This window comes from Sphingomonas sp. P4_G2 (assembly GCF_056401155.1).
In genome coordinates this window covers 70287-85693 of sequence record NZ_JBFUJY010000002.1, presented here as the reverse complement: position 1 = coordinate 85693, position 15407 = coordinate 70287, and the positions used below count along the sequence as shown (strand labels likewise).

Here is a 15407-nt window from a genome sequence, read left to right as displayed (position 1 = left end):
ACTCCCCCGTCAAGCGGGGCACAGTTACAAAGTCGACCCGATGCTATTCGGGCGATCGTCAAGCAATAAGCGAGCCGAGTTTATTACCCCGCCTCGTCGTCCTCCAGGGCACCGGGCAGTAACGGACGGCCGGGAATCCAGTATTGGCCCTCGTCGTCCTCGCTTTCGGTGCCATCGGTTTCATCGTCAGGCTCGCCCTGCATCGCGTCGAGCAGGTCGATCCCCGCCGCGACGAACAATTCGAGCGTGACGCGGAAATATTGCCATTGCGCCGTCAACCGCGCTGGCCCGCCGGGACTTGCGAGTTGCTTCGCATGCTCCCCCATCAGGTGGATCATTGCCGTGCCCTCCCCATGCGTGATGGCCGAGGCGACCGCGCCGCCCTCCCCAAGCGCAACCGGCATGTTCAACCTATGTTGGTAACGGACCCGTTCGCCGATCAAGTTAAGGCGGCGAGAACTATCGGAGATCATGCCCGTTTTGAGCTTGGGGCCGGGTCGGGCTGATCACCGCGCCGAACTAGCGTCTCGCCTAACCGTGCGTGCCGAACCGAATCGTGGACCGCAGCCAGTCGGGCAGCTCGGTCGAAGCGATCAGGTACGCCTCAGCAAGGCGCAACCAAATCCCTTCGCGATACCGCCTCGCCTCGTCTGACAGTTCGTCGTCGAGATCGATGTCGATTATCTTTATTCCGCCGCTCAGAGAATTGCCAAGCGTGCCCGGGTTGGTTTGCGCCGGAAGTCGACGCCATAGATCGGGGTGCCCGATCAGGAAATTCTCGCCCGACGCCTCAAGGCGGATGGCATGCTGCGGCTCGGGCACCATCTTCGTCGAGCACCAGGTTTCGATAGGCGGCATCAACAGGCGCGCCTTGCGAATCGCATCAAGGATGTCGGTTCCGTTGGCAGGGGCACCCCAAGGCATGTTCGTCAGCATCGTCATTTCTCCTATCATATCACCGCGTCCGATGCACCCGCACGCCGCGCTTGGGCGCTAGGCGGCGCATCGCCTGCGCGACGGCCGGCGACGGTGCGGGCATATCGCGGGGCGGTTCGCGGGTCGGCTCGTCGGCGCGGTCCTCGGCCGGGGCGCGTTCGGGCGCGGGCAGCTTGCGCGGCTTGCCGCGGGGCGGGCGCGCCCATTCCGGCACCCAGGCCATCGACGAATCGCCGCCGCCCAGCCGCAGGATCACGGCATAGGCATAGACGTACAGGTCCCAGGTCTCATTCGCGCGGTGCGGGTCGCGCACCCATTGCTCGCCTTCCTTGGTCTCGCAGCGCATTTCGGCGATCCACGGCGCCGCGAGCAGGTCGCCGCGTTTGGTCGTGTCGCACGGGAAGTGGATCGCGCCGGCGCCGCCATCGTCGATCTTGAGCCGGGTGTCGGCGATCGATTTGATCCGGTTGACGTTGGGTATGTAGAGCTCGGCCTGGGGCGCGCCCTTGATCTGGCGCCGGGCGTCGATCGTCGGGGTCGGCAGCAGCGCCTTGTCGGGTTTGTTGCCGCCCTTGATCAGCGTGATCGCGGTCGCCGGCACCTTCGCCCGGCCAGATCCGACGTCGCCGGTGACCATCGCGTGCCACCATTGAAAGGCGTTGTCGGTCGCATTCTCGAGCCCGCCGGTGTCGACCGCGGTGTTGAATATCTTCATCGTGCCGGCGCGCCCGTCCGCCATCGGATAGCTGCGCGACAGCACTTCCTTGTGCAGCACCGCCCAATCCTCGGCGCGCTTGAACGGCTTGAGCTTCTCGTTTCGCCCGTCGCGCTCGATCACGATCACGTCGTATCGGTCGACCAGCCAGGCGCGGAAGCCGGGGCCGAACGCCCACACCGCGACCTCGAACCCCTTGGCCTGCTGGTCGACCGCGGCGACCAGGCACGCCGCGGCGCTGGGCACGGTGCGCAGGCGATGCCCCGAGGTCCGCGCGCGCCTGACCAGTGTTTCCTCGGTCACCGCGGGTTCGCCGGATCCGCGCGCGGTGTAATTCTTGCCGATCACCGTCTGCCAGAAGGTCTTGAGGTCCTTTTCGTCCTGCTTGTCGGCGAACTCGATCTCCGCCTCGCGCCATTGGTGCGCCATCTTGCCCCATGACCGCATGCCCATCAGGCCGTCCCAGCGCTGCGACAGGCGGGTGGCGGTGACGAGCTCGCCCTGCTTGCCGCCGGCGATCGCCGTCTCTCCGCGCCCGACCCAGCGACCGGTCGCCATCAGCGCGCGCTTGTCGCGCTGGAGGTGCGTGCCGCCGCAGTCGGGGCAGACCACCATCGCCGACTCGGCCGCTTCCTCGGCAGTGCCGGTATTGTCGAACTTGAGCACATTCTCGGTGTCGAGCTCGAACGGCGTGCCGCATTCGAGGCAATCGACCCACCACCTTTCGTTCGTCCCGCCCGGCAGTAGCGCCGCGATCCCGGCCTTGTCGCCGAGCTTCGGGGTCGAATTGACGTAGATCTTGGTGCCGCCGTACATTTCGAACGACCCCATGCGGCCATAGAGCAGCTTGAGGGCGGTGCCCTGGTCGCTGATATCCATGTCGAATTCGTCGTAATCGTCGAGGCGTCCGCGCGAGAATGGCTGGGCGCGAAAGGTGGTGCCGACCGGGTGCAGCATGAAGATGTCGCAGCCGCGGAATTGCTTGAGGTTGATATTGTCGGCCGAGGCGCCGGCCAGCTGGCGCGCGCGCAGATCGGTGTTGTTGTCGAGCATCCGCGTCAGCTCGGTCGTGACGTATTTCTTGACCGCTTCCTTGTCGGGCATGACGAACAGCAGCGACGCCGGGTCGTGCAGGATCGTGTGGTAAATCCAGGCGTTGCCGACTTCCGACTTGGCGGTTTGCGACGGGCCGCAGACGACCACCTCGGCATAGGGGCTGTCGGCGCGCAGCGCGTCCATCGCGCGCTCGGTAAAGCGCATGTCGTGCGGCGACTCTCCCCAGGGCCCGGAATAGGCGCCCGGATTGTCGAGCAGGCGCCCGCGGTTGGCGGCCGAGATCGCCACCTTGGGCGGAAAGCGCAGATCCGCCAACCCATCCGCCACCACCGCGCGCGCGGACGCGAACGATGGGGGGAGAGAGGTGGCGACTGGGTCAAGCATCGTCGAGACCGAATTGCCAGGGTAGCTTGCCCGCGGCGCGAATGCGGCCCGATGCCTCGCGAAGCTGGCGCTTCAGCCGGTCGCGTTCCTTGCGGATCAGGTCGGCGTCGCGACGAACGGTGCCGCTGTTGCGCAGCAGCGATACGATCAGTTCCCAGCTCGGCGCGTCCTTGTCGCGCAGCGGGGCCATGACGATGGTGTGTTTCTTGCCATCGGCGATCTCGATCAGGCCGGCCCAGTCGGGAATTTCCTCGGGGCGCAGCAGCCCGGCCGGGGTCACGTAGTAGAACCGGTCGCTGAATAGCCGCGCCTCGCGCTGCTTTTCATGCGTATCGCGGCGGAAGTCAGCGCGCGAAATCTTGATCTCGTAGGCGATCGCCAAATAGCCCTTCGACTGCCAAGGCGCGATCGTCCAGAAATCGCAGCGCCGCGCGCCGGTCGACAGCGCTAACTCGCTCGCCCAGATCATCGAATCGTCGCATCCGGCGATCAGCAGGTCGAGGATTTCGGCGGCGTTCACTGGGATGCCTCCGCATCACTTGCTGCAACGATGCCGATCGGCGCCAGCGACGTGACGAAGGCGTCGAGCGCGCGGGCGAGGATGCCCTCGAGCGGCTTGACCTGGTCGGCCTCGAACCCCGCGACGATCGCGAATTCGCCCGGGCACAGCATCAGCCGGCGCCGCAATTCGACCGCAGCGCCGGTCAGCGTGTGGAGCAGCTCGGCCTTTTCGACCAGCTCACCCATCGCCTTGCGGAATTCCAGTTCCTTGAACCCCGCCTCGAATTCTTCCTTGCGCGCGCGCCCCGACATCGACAGCTGTGCCTGGTCGATCACCGCGGGACCGAGCAGGTCGAAGCGCATCTGCGCGAGCTGGTTGCGGCGCTCGGTGCTGGCGTTGTCCTCGGCATCGCGCCGCGCCTTCCACCACGCCACGCCGCCATGCGCTTCGATCTGATAAGCCCGCCCCCGATCACCCTTCGCGATCAGCCAGTCGGGCTCGCCCTCGACCGTCTTGAGGTGCACCCGCATCGTTTCCGGCGTCACCCCGCACAGGTCGGCGAATTCCTCGAGGCTGACGATCACCGCCTCAACCACGGCCCCGCCCTCCCGCATTTCCGGCCCCGCCAGCCGCCCAAATCAGTCCATAAAGCAAAACAAAACCACGAATAATCAGCCGATTACCACAACGCGCGCGCTTCGCGCTGCCGCACCGCATTGGTCTTGGGAGGCGTGGGAGGACCCGAAGGGGGGGTGGCTGGCGGCCCGGCTGGCGCGGCGACGCGCACAGGTCGCCCTCCGGATGACGTGGCGCGCCCATCAGGCCGCCTCGGCCCATGGCTCGCGCGGTGCGGTCGGGCGCAGCACGGCGAAGCCCATCGCGCGCAGCGACAGCGCCCAGGTCAGCTGGTCGAGCGCGTCCCACCACCGCGCATAGGCCAAGCGGCAACGCCCCACGTCGTCGACCGCGCCGACCGAGATGATCGGGCAATAGCGGTGCCCGCTGTCGGTATGCTCCCATTGCGCCTCGACGCCCGGCACCGACCACATGACCGGACGATAGCGGCGATCGGGCAGCGCCCAGCCATCGGGCCGCCCGGCATGCCGGGCATGGAACGCCACCAGATGCCCGCCATCGATCCCGCCCAGCGCCGTCGCCACCATGTCGGCAGCGGCATGGACGCTGTCGCGGATCGACACGCCCGACGACTGCACCCGGCACCCCATGTGCGCGATGTCGGCGATGGCAGCGCAGCCATCGGTCGAGCGGCCATACCAGACCCGCCCATCTGCCTCCGCCTCGATCGCATAGAGCCCGGCATTGCCCAGCCGATCCACCCGCTGGTCGCGATACGCCCACACGCACAGCGCCTCGACCTCGATCGACCCCGTCGCCTCCCATGGCCGAGCGCCAGGCCCAGGCAGCGCGCGCATCGCCCGCGTCACGATCGGCGCGCGGGCGGGATCACCCGCCCTTACCATCCGATCATCGCCCTCTTCTCTCAATCCGGTCATTATATCGTCCCTTCGGACAGTAGAGTTTAGGTTAGTAATATTCGTGCGTGTGCACATGTAGTTCACCGACTTGGCCGACAACTGTCCGGACTAGGCTCAACCCCTTGGTTTTCCGCGCTTTCGCACTGTCCGCCATACTGTCCGCAAACAGTCCGTCCGACTATCCGTAGCCGTCTGTTTCGGCCCCATGCCGCCCTCCCGCTCCCGCCAGCCACCGCCCACCGGACACCCCGCCGGACAGTTGCCCGGACAGTTCAATCACCCCCATCACAGCGGCACCTCGTCGACATCGCCGGACCAGTCGGCCGGCGTCACTGGCAACGCCAGTTCCCCGGTCGCGCGCAGCCGGATACCCAGCCGCACCTTCCGCCCCGCCTTGTCCTTGGTGGCGTATATCTGCGCCTCATTGAGCGCGTTGCCGAACGTCGTCTGGGTGATCACCTTGTCGGGATCATCGCCCCGCTCGCCACAGAAGGCCTTGAAATCGTTGTACAGGTCGGTCGCCCCGGCCTGCGCCTCGGGATCGGTCAGATCGCACCGCGCCTCGATCCACTCGCCCATCGCGCTGCCCGTCGCCCAGAAGCTCGACAGCGCTCGCTTCGACAGTTCCGGCTCGGGAATGACCCGCGTATTGAGCCAGTCGATCGCGCCCTCGATCATCCAATTGAGGATGCCCGGCTTCTCCGCCAGCAATTCGCCGCGCACCAAATCCTCGGGCCGATCCTCGACCCCCGCGGTCACCCCGAACTGGACGGTCCACGGATAGAGCTTGAATCGCCGTCGAAACCCGCGATCGTCGCTCGGCGCCCGCGGCAGCGGGTTGCACTCCACGATCAGCTTCCAATGCGGCTTGAACGTCAGTTCCTCGACCGCGTTCGGCGCCCGCGCGGTGATCAGGCTGCCGGTGACCTGCTTGATCCGCTCGCCGTTCCACACGCTGCCCTTCTTGGGCTCGTCGGTCACCACCAGCCGGATATCGCCGCGCAGCCGCACGATGTCGGACTGGTGGTCGCTGGCGTTGCGCTGCTTGCCCTCGAGGAAGGTTTGCGGACTGGTCGACCGGAAATAATCGCCGTGCAGGTCGGCGATCACGCTGTTGGTCATCGACTTGCCGTCGCCGCCGCGCCCCTGGAACACGTAGAACGCCTGGTCCGAGGTCAGCGCCGTGAGCGTCATGCCATAGAGGCGCTTGATCGCGGTGCGCGCGACCGGGTCGTGATGCAGCACCTCGAGCCGATCGCGCCACGCCGGGCACGCGGCCGAACGGTCGAACGCGACATCGGCCATCTGCATGAACATGTCGCCGGCGACATGGCCCTGCTCGAACCAGCTTTCCCAGCCGTCGGCGCCCTGCCCGAACCGCACCGTGCCGTTGCGGCAATGCCAGGCGAATTTGTCGGTGTCGAAATCGTCGAGGCTCGCGCGCATCAGGAAGCGCCCGTCGCCATCCTCGCCATCGGGATCGGCCAGCCCCTGCGCCATCTTGAGCATGCCCGACGCGCGGTCGCTATTGCCCGTCTTCATCGCCCAGGTGTAGAGTTGCACCGCGCGCTCGTCGGCCATCTGCGCGTCGAATTTCGGCCCGAACACCACGGACAGTTCCTCGGGCCCCGCCTTACGCACCGCGCGCGCCTCGGCGAGCAGCTCGTCGACCACCCGCTGCGCCAGCGTCAGCGCGCGCGCCTTGCCGTCGCGCATCGACCAGCGCTGGCCGTCGAAATTGACCCATTCGCCCTGCCGGCCGAGCTCGCCGACGAACTTGAGCTTGCCCTCGGCGATCGCCGCCAGGCGCCGCGCATTGCCGACGTCGTTGAGGTCCCAGCGCGCGCGCTGCAGATGGGCATCGGGCGCCGGCGATGCCGCGATCGGGCCGGGGTCGCGGTCAGCCATCCGACCCCTCCCCGATCATCAGGACGTCGCGCGCCTCGATCAATACCATCGCCTTGGACAGTCGCCGCTGCGTCGCGGTCGAGATGCGGGCCGCGCGCGCGTCGATCGGGCTGGGCAGCATCGCCTCGCTCATCGGGCCCTTGACCCCCAGCACGCGACGATAGAGCGCCCAGGTCGCCTCATGATCCTCGCGGCCCTCGCTATCCGCCTCGATGTCGCGGATCGTCGCGGTGATCGCCTTGGTGGAAAAGCCGGCCGCCTTCATCACCGCCATGATGTCGCGGATCGTCTGGCCGATCTCGGCCCGCTGCGCGCGCAGTTCGATCAGCCGGTTCACCCCCATGATCAGCCGCCGCTCGCTTTCGCTGATATCCTCGGGCCAGGCGTAATTTCCATCCTCGGCCGGGATCTGCGCATGCAGCGCTGGCAGCTCGGCGACGACCTCGGCCGCGGCGCTGACCTCGCGATCGAACCGCGCGCGCCAGGCGGCGAGATATTGCGCACGCGTCTCGTCGTCGCGGATCTCGCAGGCCAGCCCGGACAGTCGAGTCCAGATCGCCGCGATCTGTTCGGGGGTGCGGGCGGTCACGCGGCCACCTTCAACGCAGCCTTGTCGGCCTGGCGTTGCGCATCGGCCGCGCGGGCGGCATCGCGGGCGGCGCCGTCAGCGGTCCAACCCCAAACCACCTTGCGCCTACCCGTCCGCTTGCCCTCACGTCCGCGATCGTCGGTGCCGCTGCGCGTCTCGCCGAGGCGGACCCAGCCATCCAGCCGGTACAGATGGCCGGTGTGCTGCACCGCATCCTGATAGGAAATCGCCCAGCTGCGCGGCGGGTTCGTCGCCGAGGCGAAGCACGGAAAGGCGAACTCGCGCCACAGCCGGACGATCGCGCGGCAAAGGTCCGGCCGGATGGCACAGACGCGGGCGAGCTCGAACGCCTGGTCGCGCGACAGCCCGCATGTCTCGGCCGCGATCATCTGTTCGGTCGCCACCACGGCGACGAGCGCACCTTCATGGAACAGCCCATGTGCGCCGCCGAACCGCCCGAAGCGCGGGCGATGCAACGGACCCATCTTGTGCCGCCAGTCGACCAGCGCGCGGTTCAGCTGTTCGCCGTCGATCGCGTCGAACGATACCAGGGGATGAAGCAATCCGCTCACGCCAGCATCACCACAACTCGCCCTGCCTCGCGGTCTCGCCGCGCGCGGTGACGAGCGTCGAGATTGCACCACGCATCCCATGCAGCCACGGGATCAACCCCGTTTCCAAGCTGCCGAAGCCGCTCCACCCGATCGGCCATCGCATCAGCAATTCGACGAACTTCGGATTTAACTGCCGCCGCGGTTGCCGCGTCCAGGTCCCGCGCCATCCCGCCGCGCCGCCCGATCGCATCGACCAGCGGCGATAGACCAAGATTTCGGCGAGCAATGGCCCAGAAATCGTACCGTCCGAGGGCAGGCTGGAAAAAGGGATCGGCATCAATGATGCCACCCCATCGGGGGTCGCCCGGGCCGGGAGCGAAGAACGCGCCCAGGCCTCCGCCGACCAGTCGAGCATGTCGAGCCTCGACTTCCCGTCGGCCCGTGTCACGGCCTCGCCGCCGCCCTTGTGCATCCTCGCCGTCGGAGTCGGCCAGTTCGCCGCCTGCGCCGGCAATGGCGTCCCGCCCGCGCCGAACGCCTGATTCGGGCCGCCCTTCTTGCCGTCCGTCGCGCGTGGCGTCGACCAATTCGTAACTTGGTCCTTCAGATCGGCGCGCCAGTTTCCCTCGAGCGTGTAATCCCGCGCGTGGCCCGTCTTCGGGCGTGGCAGTCTCGGCATCCCGGCATCTATCGCCTGCGGTGTCATCCATGCCGACGCTTCTGTCACCAGCGAGTGCCGGCCCGCCGGATCCCGATAGCCAGACGACTTGCCCCGCTGCGATTTGGGCCCGCGGGTCGCATCCCCCGCCTGCGGCGTCCGCCAGTCCGTCGCCATCCCCTCGAGCGTCGCCCGCGTCTTCTCCGGGTCGCCACGGTCGCGGGTATAGCCACCCCTCGCCGTCCGCGCGGTCGGCCATGACGACGAGGCGCTTTCGCCCGTGGCTGTTGCCGGTCGCGGCCGAGCTGAATATTCCGCATTCAACGCGATAACCCATTTCTTCCAGTGGCCCGACGAGGGCGGCGAGCTGGCCGGCGGCGTTCCCCGGCACGTTCTCACGGAAGAGACGGAGAGGCCGAACCTCGTCGACGATGCGCAGCACCTGGTCGATGAGGAATCTTTCGTCATCGGCGCCGAGCCCTTTGCCGGCGACGCTGTTGGGCTGGCAGGGATCACCGGAAGCGACGCAATGAACGCGGCCACGCCACGGTCGGCCGTCGAAGGTGGCAAGGTCAGACCAGACAGGCGCTGCAGCCAGGTCACCCGCTTCCATGCGCGTGACCAGAGTTGCGGCAGCTGCGGCTTCCCTCTCCACGTAAGCGACGCCGCACGCTCCGGGAACGGCAAGATCGATGCCGAGTCCGAGCCCGCCGGCGCCGGCGCAGAGCTCGAGGACGTGCCAGGGACGTACAGCCATGTCACTCAAGCCGCCTCCCCCACCAATGCATCGAACAGGAACGCCGACAGCGGCACCGCCTCGGCCAGCACGCGCTCGACGCCGTCCCGCCCTTCCGCCCGCGCCAGGTCGTCGGGATCCATCCCGTCGGGCAGCAGCGCGATCGCCAGGCTCGCACCCGGCCCGAGCATCGGCATCGCGCGCTCGCACGCCTTCACCGCGGCCCGCCTGCCGGCGGCGTCGCCGTCGAACAGCAGGATCGGGCAATGGTGCACGCGCCACGCGCGCTCGAGTTGCTCGGGGGTCAGCGCGGTGCCCATCGGCGCGATCACCTCGGCCACGCCGACGCCGTCGAGCGCGATCGCGTCGAAATAGCCCTCGACGATCACCAGCCGCCGCTTGTCTCGCGATGCCGGCGCCGCGCGGTGCAAATTGAACAGCGTCCGCCCCTTGTCGAAATGCGGACCCTCGGCGCTGTTGATGTACTTGGCATCGGCATTGGCGGAGATCGCCCGCCCGCCGAAGCCGATCACGCGCCCCCTGGCGTCATGGATCGGGATCATGATGCGCTGGCGGAACCGGTCGCGCCAGCCGTTGGGGGTGTCGATCAGCAGCCCCGCCGCTTCCAGCGCGCGCGGCTCCGCCCCGCACATGCTGACCGAGGACGATCCCGGCGCCAGCCCCAGCCCGAACCGCGCGATCGCCGCGTCGCCGACTCCCCGCTCCGCCAGGATCGCCCGAGCGCGCGGCTCGCCCGCCAGCCGATCGGCGTACCAGTCGGCCGCGCGTTCGATCACGCCCCGCGCATCCTCGATCGCCGCCTCGCGCCGGGCGTAATCGGGCGACGGCGCCGGCACCTCGAGCCCGGCGCGCTCGGCCAGGTCGCGCACCGCGTCGATAAAGCCCAGCCCGTGCTTTTCCTGCACCCATTTGATCGCATCGCCGTGCCACGAACAGCCGAAGCAATGCGCGAATCCCTTGTCGTCGTTGACGTAGAACGACGCGGTCTTTTCGCTGTGGAACGGGCAGCACCCCTTGTGCTCGCGCCCGGCCTTGGTCAGCTTGACCGTCGCGCCGACCAGCGCCGACAGCGAGGTGCGCGCGCGTAGCTCGTCCAGGAATTGCGGCGTCAACGACAAAGGAACCCACCCCCGAAATACCGGAAAAATGACCGCTGCCCTGCGGTCGATCAGCGAAGCGAGGGCGGCATCAGGTTGGGGGCGCGGGGCGCGTATCTTCCGCGCCGTACAGCACGACAGGCTGCGGCAGTCTGGCGAACACCCAGGGGAATCGTTCCTCGGCGTCGCGCAGCAGCTTCTCGGCCGGGTAATCGACGTTGGGCCCGAAGATGATGCTGTTGCTGCCGGGTCGGCTGTCGACGCTGCGATCCCACCACGACAGCGCGAACAGCCGATAGCCCCCGAGCCGCGACACGACCGCCTGATAGAGGACGCGGTCCTGCGATTCCATTTGGGGCGCGAGCATCGCGTCAAATCGGGTCAAGCGACGCCAGCCGTCGTTGCTTACTCGCGCGCGGTTGGCATGCATCAGGTAATGGCCGGGCCCATGATCGCAGCCGAAATAGAACCAGCTCATTTCCCCGCCCTCCCGCGATATGGCACCGGCGTGAGGTCGCCCGGCAGATAGAGCGGGTGCGACGGGAAGCCGTCTTTCGTCACGCGCAGCGCGTGCGGCACCCCGTCGGCGTCCTCGATCCAGCCGAGCACCGTTTCGTCCTGGTCGATATGCCCGCCATGCGCGCCCCAGCCATAGACGACGATGCCGGCATCGCCCACGGCGCGGTCGATATATTGCTGGTTGCGCGGCCCGATCGGGTCGCCCTTGGCGGTCAGCGCCAGCATGTCCTTCGGCTCGGTCGCGCGCCACGCGAACAGATTGACCACCTCGAGGCGATCATAACCCCACGCCTGGGCGAACGCGACGCAGCGCCGGATCGTGCGGTCGTCCTCATCACCATCGGCCGTCGACGGGTTGAGCATGACGAACAGCGCAGCCTTGGGCGTCCCGAGCGGCTCGCCGACACCGTCGACCGCGGGCTTGCCGTCGTCGTCTTGCCACCAATCCCACGTCTCTGGCCGCCCGAAGCCCCGCCACTCGCGCCACAGATGATAGCGATAGTTCCCGCACGCAGAGATCACCGCGCCCTTGCCGACATAGGCGCCGGGCTCGACGGCCAGCGGGCGTTCGAACAATTCGGCTTGCGCCATCACCCCACCTCCATCTGAGAATCACCCTCGCCCAGCCGCCGCGCGGCGATCGCCGCCGGGGCGCGGGTCAGCCAGGCGATCGCGGCGACCGCCGCCGCGCCCACCTTGTGCGGCGCCTTGGCCCGCCGCGCCGCCTCGATCGGCGCGCGCAGATATTGCGGCAGGCGGGACCAGCATGGCTTGCACACCGCCTCCCAATGCTGCCGCGTGTTGGGACAGCCCGGCACCGGGCAATCGTGCGCCGTGAACCGCGTCCGCTTCATGCCGCCCTCCGCCGCCGCGACCAGCGCAGCGCGCGATTGTTCGGCGCCGGGATCAGCGCGTAATGCTCAGTCTCCATGCACAATGTCCGTTCGCAGCGATGATCCAGGTTCATGCCCTTGGGCACGCGCAGCGACGGGATCAGGCCCGCAACCCAGGCCGCGGCGACATGCACGCGCACCCCGCCAACGCCGGGAACCCAGACCGAGCCGTAAGGCCCGCTCGATGGACGCCCCCCCCCCTTGGACTGTGCGCCGGTCCAAAGCCGGCACGGACGCGTCAGCCCGTTGCGCGCACCGAGCAACACCCGCTCGCGCTGCGCCAGCTTGGCGGCGACCAGGACGCGGAGGCAGGCGGGCATCATGCCGCTTGCTCGGTCGGCTCGGGGTCACCGAACAGCGGCCCGGCCGCGTGGTGGCGCGGGGGCAGCGTGGTCTCGACGCGGACGAAGCCGGCCGCCAGGCGCTCGCGCGCGATCTCGGCATAATCGGGGTTGAGTTCGATCAGGATCGCGTCGCGGCCGAGCCGGTCGGCGACCAGCCCGGTCGTGCCCGCGCCGCCGAACGGGTCGAGCACGACGCCGCCTTTGGGACAGCCCGCCAGGATGCACGGCGCGACCAGCGCCGGCGGAAAGGTCGCGAAATGCGCGCCCGAAAAGCTGGCGGTCGCGATGTCCCACACCTCGGGCGGGACGATCGCCGACAGATCGGGCTCGTAGCTGCGGAGAAGGCGACCTTCGCCCCGGCCGAGATCGTTCAACCCGCGATTATCGGTCGCGGCATGGTTGGCGTGGCGAGCATCGACCGCACGACCACGGCGCGGGCCGCCGACCGCCTTGAGGTTGCCGTTGGTCTTGCGGCCGGCGTTGGCGCGGGTCGATCCCGCCTGACCATCGACATTCTGCGACCAGCGCGCGATCGATGCAGCGGCCGGGGGCATCGCCACCGCCGACGCATCGTAATAGCTGCCGATCCGCGACCAGCGCGGGCCGTCCTGGTCGGGCTTGGTCACCAGCGCGCAGCGTTGCGACAGGTCGGGATCGAAGCTCAGCTCGCCGGTGTCGCGCGCGCGCCAGATGTCGGCGTCGTTCGACTTGGTCAGCAGGAAGATCTTTTCATGCGCGACGCTGGGTCGATACGCCCCCGAAGAATCGGGCATCGCGTTGGGCTTGCCCCACACGATCTCGCTGCGCACCCACCAGCCGGCATCCTGCAGCGCGATCGCCAGCCGGTTCGGGATCATGCACAGGTCCTTGGGTTTCAGGAAGCCGCCGGCGACGATGCGGCCACCGTGCGACCCGGCCAGATTGCCGCGATTCTGCCCGCTGCCCGACCGCTCGGTCTTTTCATAGCCGCCGATATAGACCGCACCTGCAGGCGCATTGCCGCCGCCGCGCCGCTTGGTGCCGTTGGCCGCTTCGTTCGGCTTACCCGGCATCGCGCCATAGACCGGCCCGACCGTCGAGAACGGCTTGTCGCGGAACGTGCGGTCGTCAACGCCCTCGGCCTTGGTCGCCGCCGCGCTGCGCCCGTTCGGCGCGGTCGCATAGCAATCGCCGTAATTGAGCCACAGCGACCCGTGCGGCTTGAGCACGCGGCGCACTTCCTCGAACAATTCGACCATCGCGTCGAGATGCTCGCCCAGCGTCGGCTCGAGCCCGAGCTGCCCCGCGACATCATAGTCGCGCAGCCCCCAATAAGGCGGCGAGGTGACGCACTGGTCGACGCTGTCGCCGGGCAGCTTGCGCAACTCGGCCAGCGCATCGCCGATGATGATGCGGACGGTCACGCGGGCATGCCGTGATGTTCGACGCCGTCGAGCAGGCGGCCGGCCAGTTTCTTGCCCAGCCGATAGACGTCGTAATCCCCGGCGGGTCGCTGGCTGATCAGCTTGGGCAGATCGTGCCACGCGCCGCCGGCCCAGGTGCACGCCGGCGCGGCAATGACGCGGTCGAGCTTGTCTGTCCCGCCCTCGCCATCGTCAGGTCCCCACTCGCCCCATTGCTTGAAGAAGAACGGCGTGCCGGTCGCGGCGCACTGGTCGCGCAGCTGGCGGGCCCAGTCGGGATGCATCGGCCGCGCGCCTTTGCCGCTTTCGCCACCGGCGATCACCCAGTTGATCGACGCGTCGAGCGACTCGAGCGGATCGGCGGTCGACCACATCGCGTCCATGATATTGACCGGCCCAAGCAACGGCTCGCACGACAGGAAGCGCACCGCCGCCGGCGTCGCCAGCAGGTGCGGGATGCGCTCGTCGGCGCGGCGCTGGTCCTCGACCGACACGCCGAGCCAGACATTGGGCAGCGGCCATGCGATCGTCACGTCATCGGGCGCGTCCACGTCGCCGATCGTCTGCACGGGCCATGGCTCGCGACGCAGCAACGACGGCTCGGCGAGCGCCAAGTCGAGCACCGCCCGAGCGATGCGAAAGGGGGTGCGCGGATCGCTGCAATAGGCACGCATCCGCTCGCCCCGCTTGGTCAGCACCTGGAAAATGTGCTGCGGGCACAGCGAAGCAATCGCGAAAACATGGTCGATCACCTCGTCGGGCACCCCGGCGTGGAACAGATCGGACATCGAATTGACGAACCACGTCGTCGGTGCCTTGCGGCGCAACGGTGCCAACCGGGTCGCTTTCGGTGCCAAATTGACGACCCCGGTCCACACCGCGCCACCCTTGGTCGCGCGCGTCGTGCCGCGATAATGGCCAAGCGGCCCGCGATCGCCGCCGTGCGCGGCTTCGTGCGCGACGCTCATCGCCTCGAGCCGCGCCGCCATCTTCATCGCATAGCAATGCGTGCAGCCCGGCGAGATCACCGAACACCCGACCACCGGATTCCACGTCCGCCCGGTCCACTCGATCTTGCTGGGGCCGCTCATGGCTCGCCGCACCCGCGCCCGACGAGCTCGCCATTCTCGCCGCCGGTGAACACCTGCCACGGCACGAAGCGCTCGCCATTGGGACACCAGAAGCCCCAGTCGCGCACCTTGGGCCCGGTCATGAACAGCGACACGCACCGCCCGCCATCGGGCACGATCAGCCGGTGCGTGTCGGTCGCCAGCCGCGTGACGCAATCACCGGCGACGCGCTCGAGGCGATAGGCCTCGGCCCATGGCTGCTGCTGGTAATAGGTGATCTCGGTATAGCCGCCGTCGATGATGTACGACGTGTTCGGCCAGGGATGATCGTGCCCGGCGCGGTCGTCGTCGCTGCGCAGGATCTCATGCAGATAGACATTGCACCCCTCATTGCGCGGGATCACCCACCAGCGCCGCAGATAAGGATTGGCCGCCTCGCCGATGATGAAGTCGGGCGCGCGCGCCATGACGCCGGCCGCCCAGGCCTGCATCTCGTCGAGGTTGGCATAAGAGAGGGCCGACATCG

General features: G+C 68.2%; 18 protein-coding genes. All 18 read right to left on the bottom strand.

Features of this window, described 5'->3' with window-relative positions; all coding sequences use genetic code 11:
* Positions 1-83: 83 nt before the first annotated feature.
* Positions 84-404: a hypothetical protein gene (locus AC1DRD_RS05885; protein WP_478040687.1), complete on the bottom strand. Its 321-nt coding sequence runs from the start codon at positions 402-404 to the stop codon at positions 84-86.
* A 127-nt stretch (positions 405-531) separates the two neighbouring features.
* Positions 532-936 carry a hypothetical protein gene (locus AC1DRD_RS05880; RefSeq protein ID WP_478040686.1) on the bottom strand — a complete coding sequence of 135 codons (405 nt, stop codon included), beginning with the start codon at positions 934-936 and terminating at the stop codon, positions 532-534.
* 19 nt (positions 937-955) lie between these two features.
* Positions 956-3022: a terminase gpA endonuclease subunit gene (locus AC1DRD_RS05875; protein WP_478040685.1), complete on the bottom strand. Its 2067-nt coding sequence runs from the start codon at positions 3020-3022 to the stop codon at positions 956-958.
* Between the two features lie 61 nt (positions 3023-3083).
* Entirely contained in the window at positions 3084-3611 is a 528-nt protein-coding gene (locus AC1DRD_RS05870; RefSeq protein ID WP_478040684.1) for an MmcB family DNA repair protein, read from the bottom strand.
* Positions 3608-4207 (bottom strand): hypothetical protein, encoded by a 600-nt coding sequence (locus AC1DRD_RS05865; RefSeq protein ID WP_478040683.1) that lies wholly within the window; start codon positions 4205-4207, stop codon positions 3608-3610. The genes AC1DRD_RS05870 and AC1DRD_RS05865 overlap by 4 nt, the downstream gene beginning before the upstream one ends.
* Before the next feature lie 204 nt (positions 4208-4411).
* On the bottom strand, positions 4412-5107 hold the full coding sequence (locus AC1DRD_RS05860) for a hypothetical protein (RefSeq protein WP_478040682.1): 696 nt from the start codon (positions 5105-5107) through the stop codon (positions 4412-4414).
* A 267-nt stretch (positions 5108-5374) separates the two neighbouring features.
* Positions 5375-6997, bottom strand: coding sequence for a DNA primase family protein (locus AC1DRD_RS05855; RefSeq protein WP_478040681.1), 1623 nt, complete (start codon positions 6995-6997; stop codon positions 5375-5377).
* Positions 6990-7586 (bottom strand): GapR family DNA-binding domain-containing protein, encoded by a 597-nt coding sequence (locus AC1DRD_RS05850; protein WP_478040680.1) that lies wholly within the window; start codon positions 7584-7586, stop codon positions 6990-6992. The genes AC1DRD_RS05855 and AC1DRD_RS05850 overlap by 8 nt, the downstream gene beginning before the upstream one ends.
* Positions 7583-8158: a hypothetical protein gene (locus AC1DRD_RS05845; RefSeq protein ID WP_478040679.1), complete on the bottom strand. Its 576-nt coding sequence runs from the start codon at positions 8156-8158 to the stop codon at positions 7583-7585. Before AC1DRD_RS05845 ends, AC1DRD_RS05850 begins: the two co-directional genes overlap by 4 nt.
* Complete coding sequence (locus tag AC1DRD_RS05840) at positions 8155-9555, bottom strand: DNA cytosine methyltransferase (protein WP_478040678.1); 1401 nt, start codon at positions 9553-9555, stop codon at positions 8155-8157. Before AC1DRD_RS05840 ends, AC1DRD_RS05845 begins: the two co-directional genes overlap by 4 nt.
* 5 nt (positions 9556-9560) lie before the next feature.
* On the bottom strand, positions 9561-10673 hold the full coding sequence (gene dnaG, locus AC1DRD_RS05835) for a DNA primase (RefSeq protein WP_478040677.1): 1113 nt from the start codon (positions 10671-10673) through the stop codon (positions 9561-9563).
* Between the two features lie 70 nt (positions 10674-10743).
* Complete coding sequence (locus AC1DRD_RS05830) at positions 10744-11130, bottom strand: hypothetical protein (RefSeq protein WP_478040676.1); 387 nt, start codon at positions 11128-11130, stop codon at positions 10744-10746.
* Entirely contained in the window at positions 11127-11762 is a 636-nt protein-coding gene (locus AC1DRD_RS05825; protein WP_478040675.1) for a DUF1643 domain-containing protein, read from the bottom strand. Before AC1DRD_RS05825 ends, AC1DRD_RS05830 begins: the two co-directional genes overlap by 4 nt.
* Positions 11762-12025, bottom strand: coding sequence for a hypothetical protein (locus AC1DRD_RS05820; RefSeq protein WP_478040674.1), 264 nt, complete (start codon positions 12023-12025; stop codon positions 11762-11764). Before AC1DRD_RS05820 ends, AC1DRD_RS05825 begins: the two co-directional genes overlap by 1 nt.
* Positions 12022-12387 (bottom strand): hypothetical protein, encoded by a 366-nt coding sequence (locus tag AC1DRD_RS05815; protein ID WP_478040673.1) that lies wholly within the window; start codon positions 12385-12387, stop codon positions 12022-12024. Before AC1DRD_RS05815 ends, AC1DRD_RS05820 begins: the two co-directional genes overlap by 4 nt.
* The gene (locus AC1DRD_RS05810) at positions 12384-13811 is read right to left on the bottom strand and encodes a DNA-methyltransferase (RefSeq protein ID WP_478040672.1); all 1428 of its coding nucleotides are present in this window, start codon (positions 13809-13811) and stop codon (positions 12384-12386) included. Before AC1DRD_RS05810 ends, AC1DRD_RS05815 begins: the two co-directional genes overlap by 4 nt.
* Positions 13808-14902, bottom strand: coding sequence for a DUF5131 family protein (locus tag AC1DRD_RS05805; RefSeq protein WP_478040671.1), 1095 nt, complete (start codon positions 14900-14902; stop codon positions 13808-13810). The genes AC1DRD_RS05810 and AC1DRD_RS05805 overlap by 4 nt, the downstream gene beginning before the upstream one ends.
* Entirely contained in the window at positions 14899-15405 is a 507-nt protein-coding gene (locus tag AC1DRD_RS05800; protein ID WP_478040670.1) for a hypothetical protein, read from the bottom strand. Before AC1DRD_RS05800 ends, AC1DRD_RS05805 begins: the two co-directional genes overlap by 4 nt.
* Between the last annotated feature and the right edge of the window lie 2 nt (positions 15406-15407).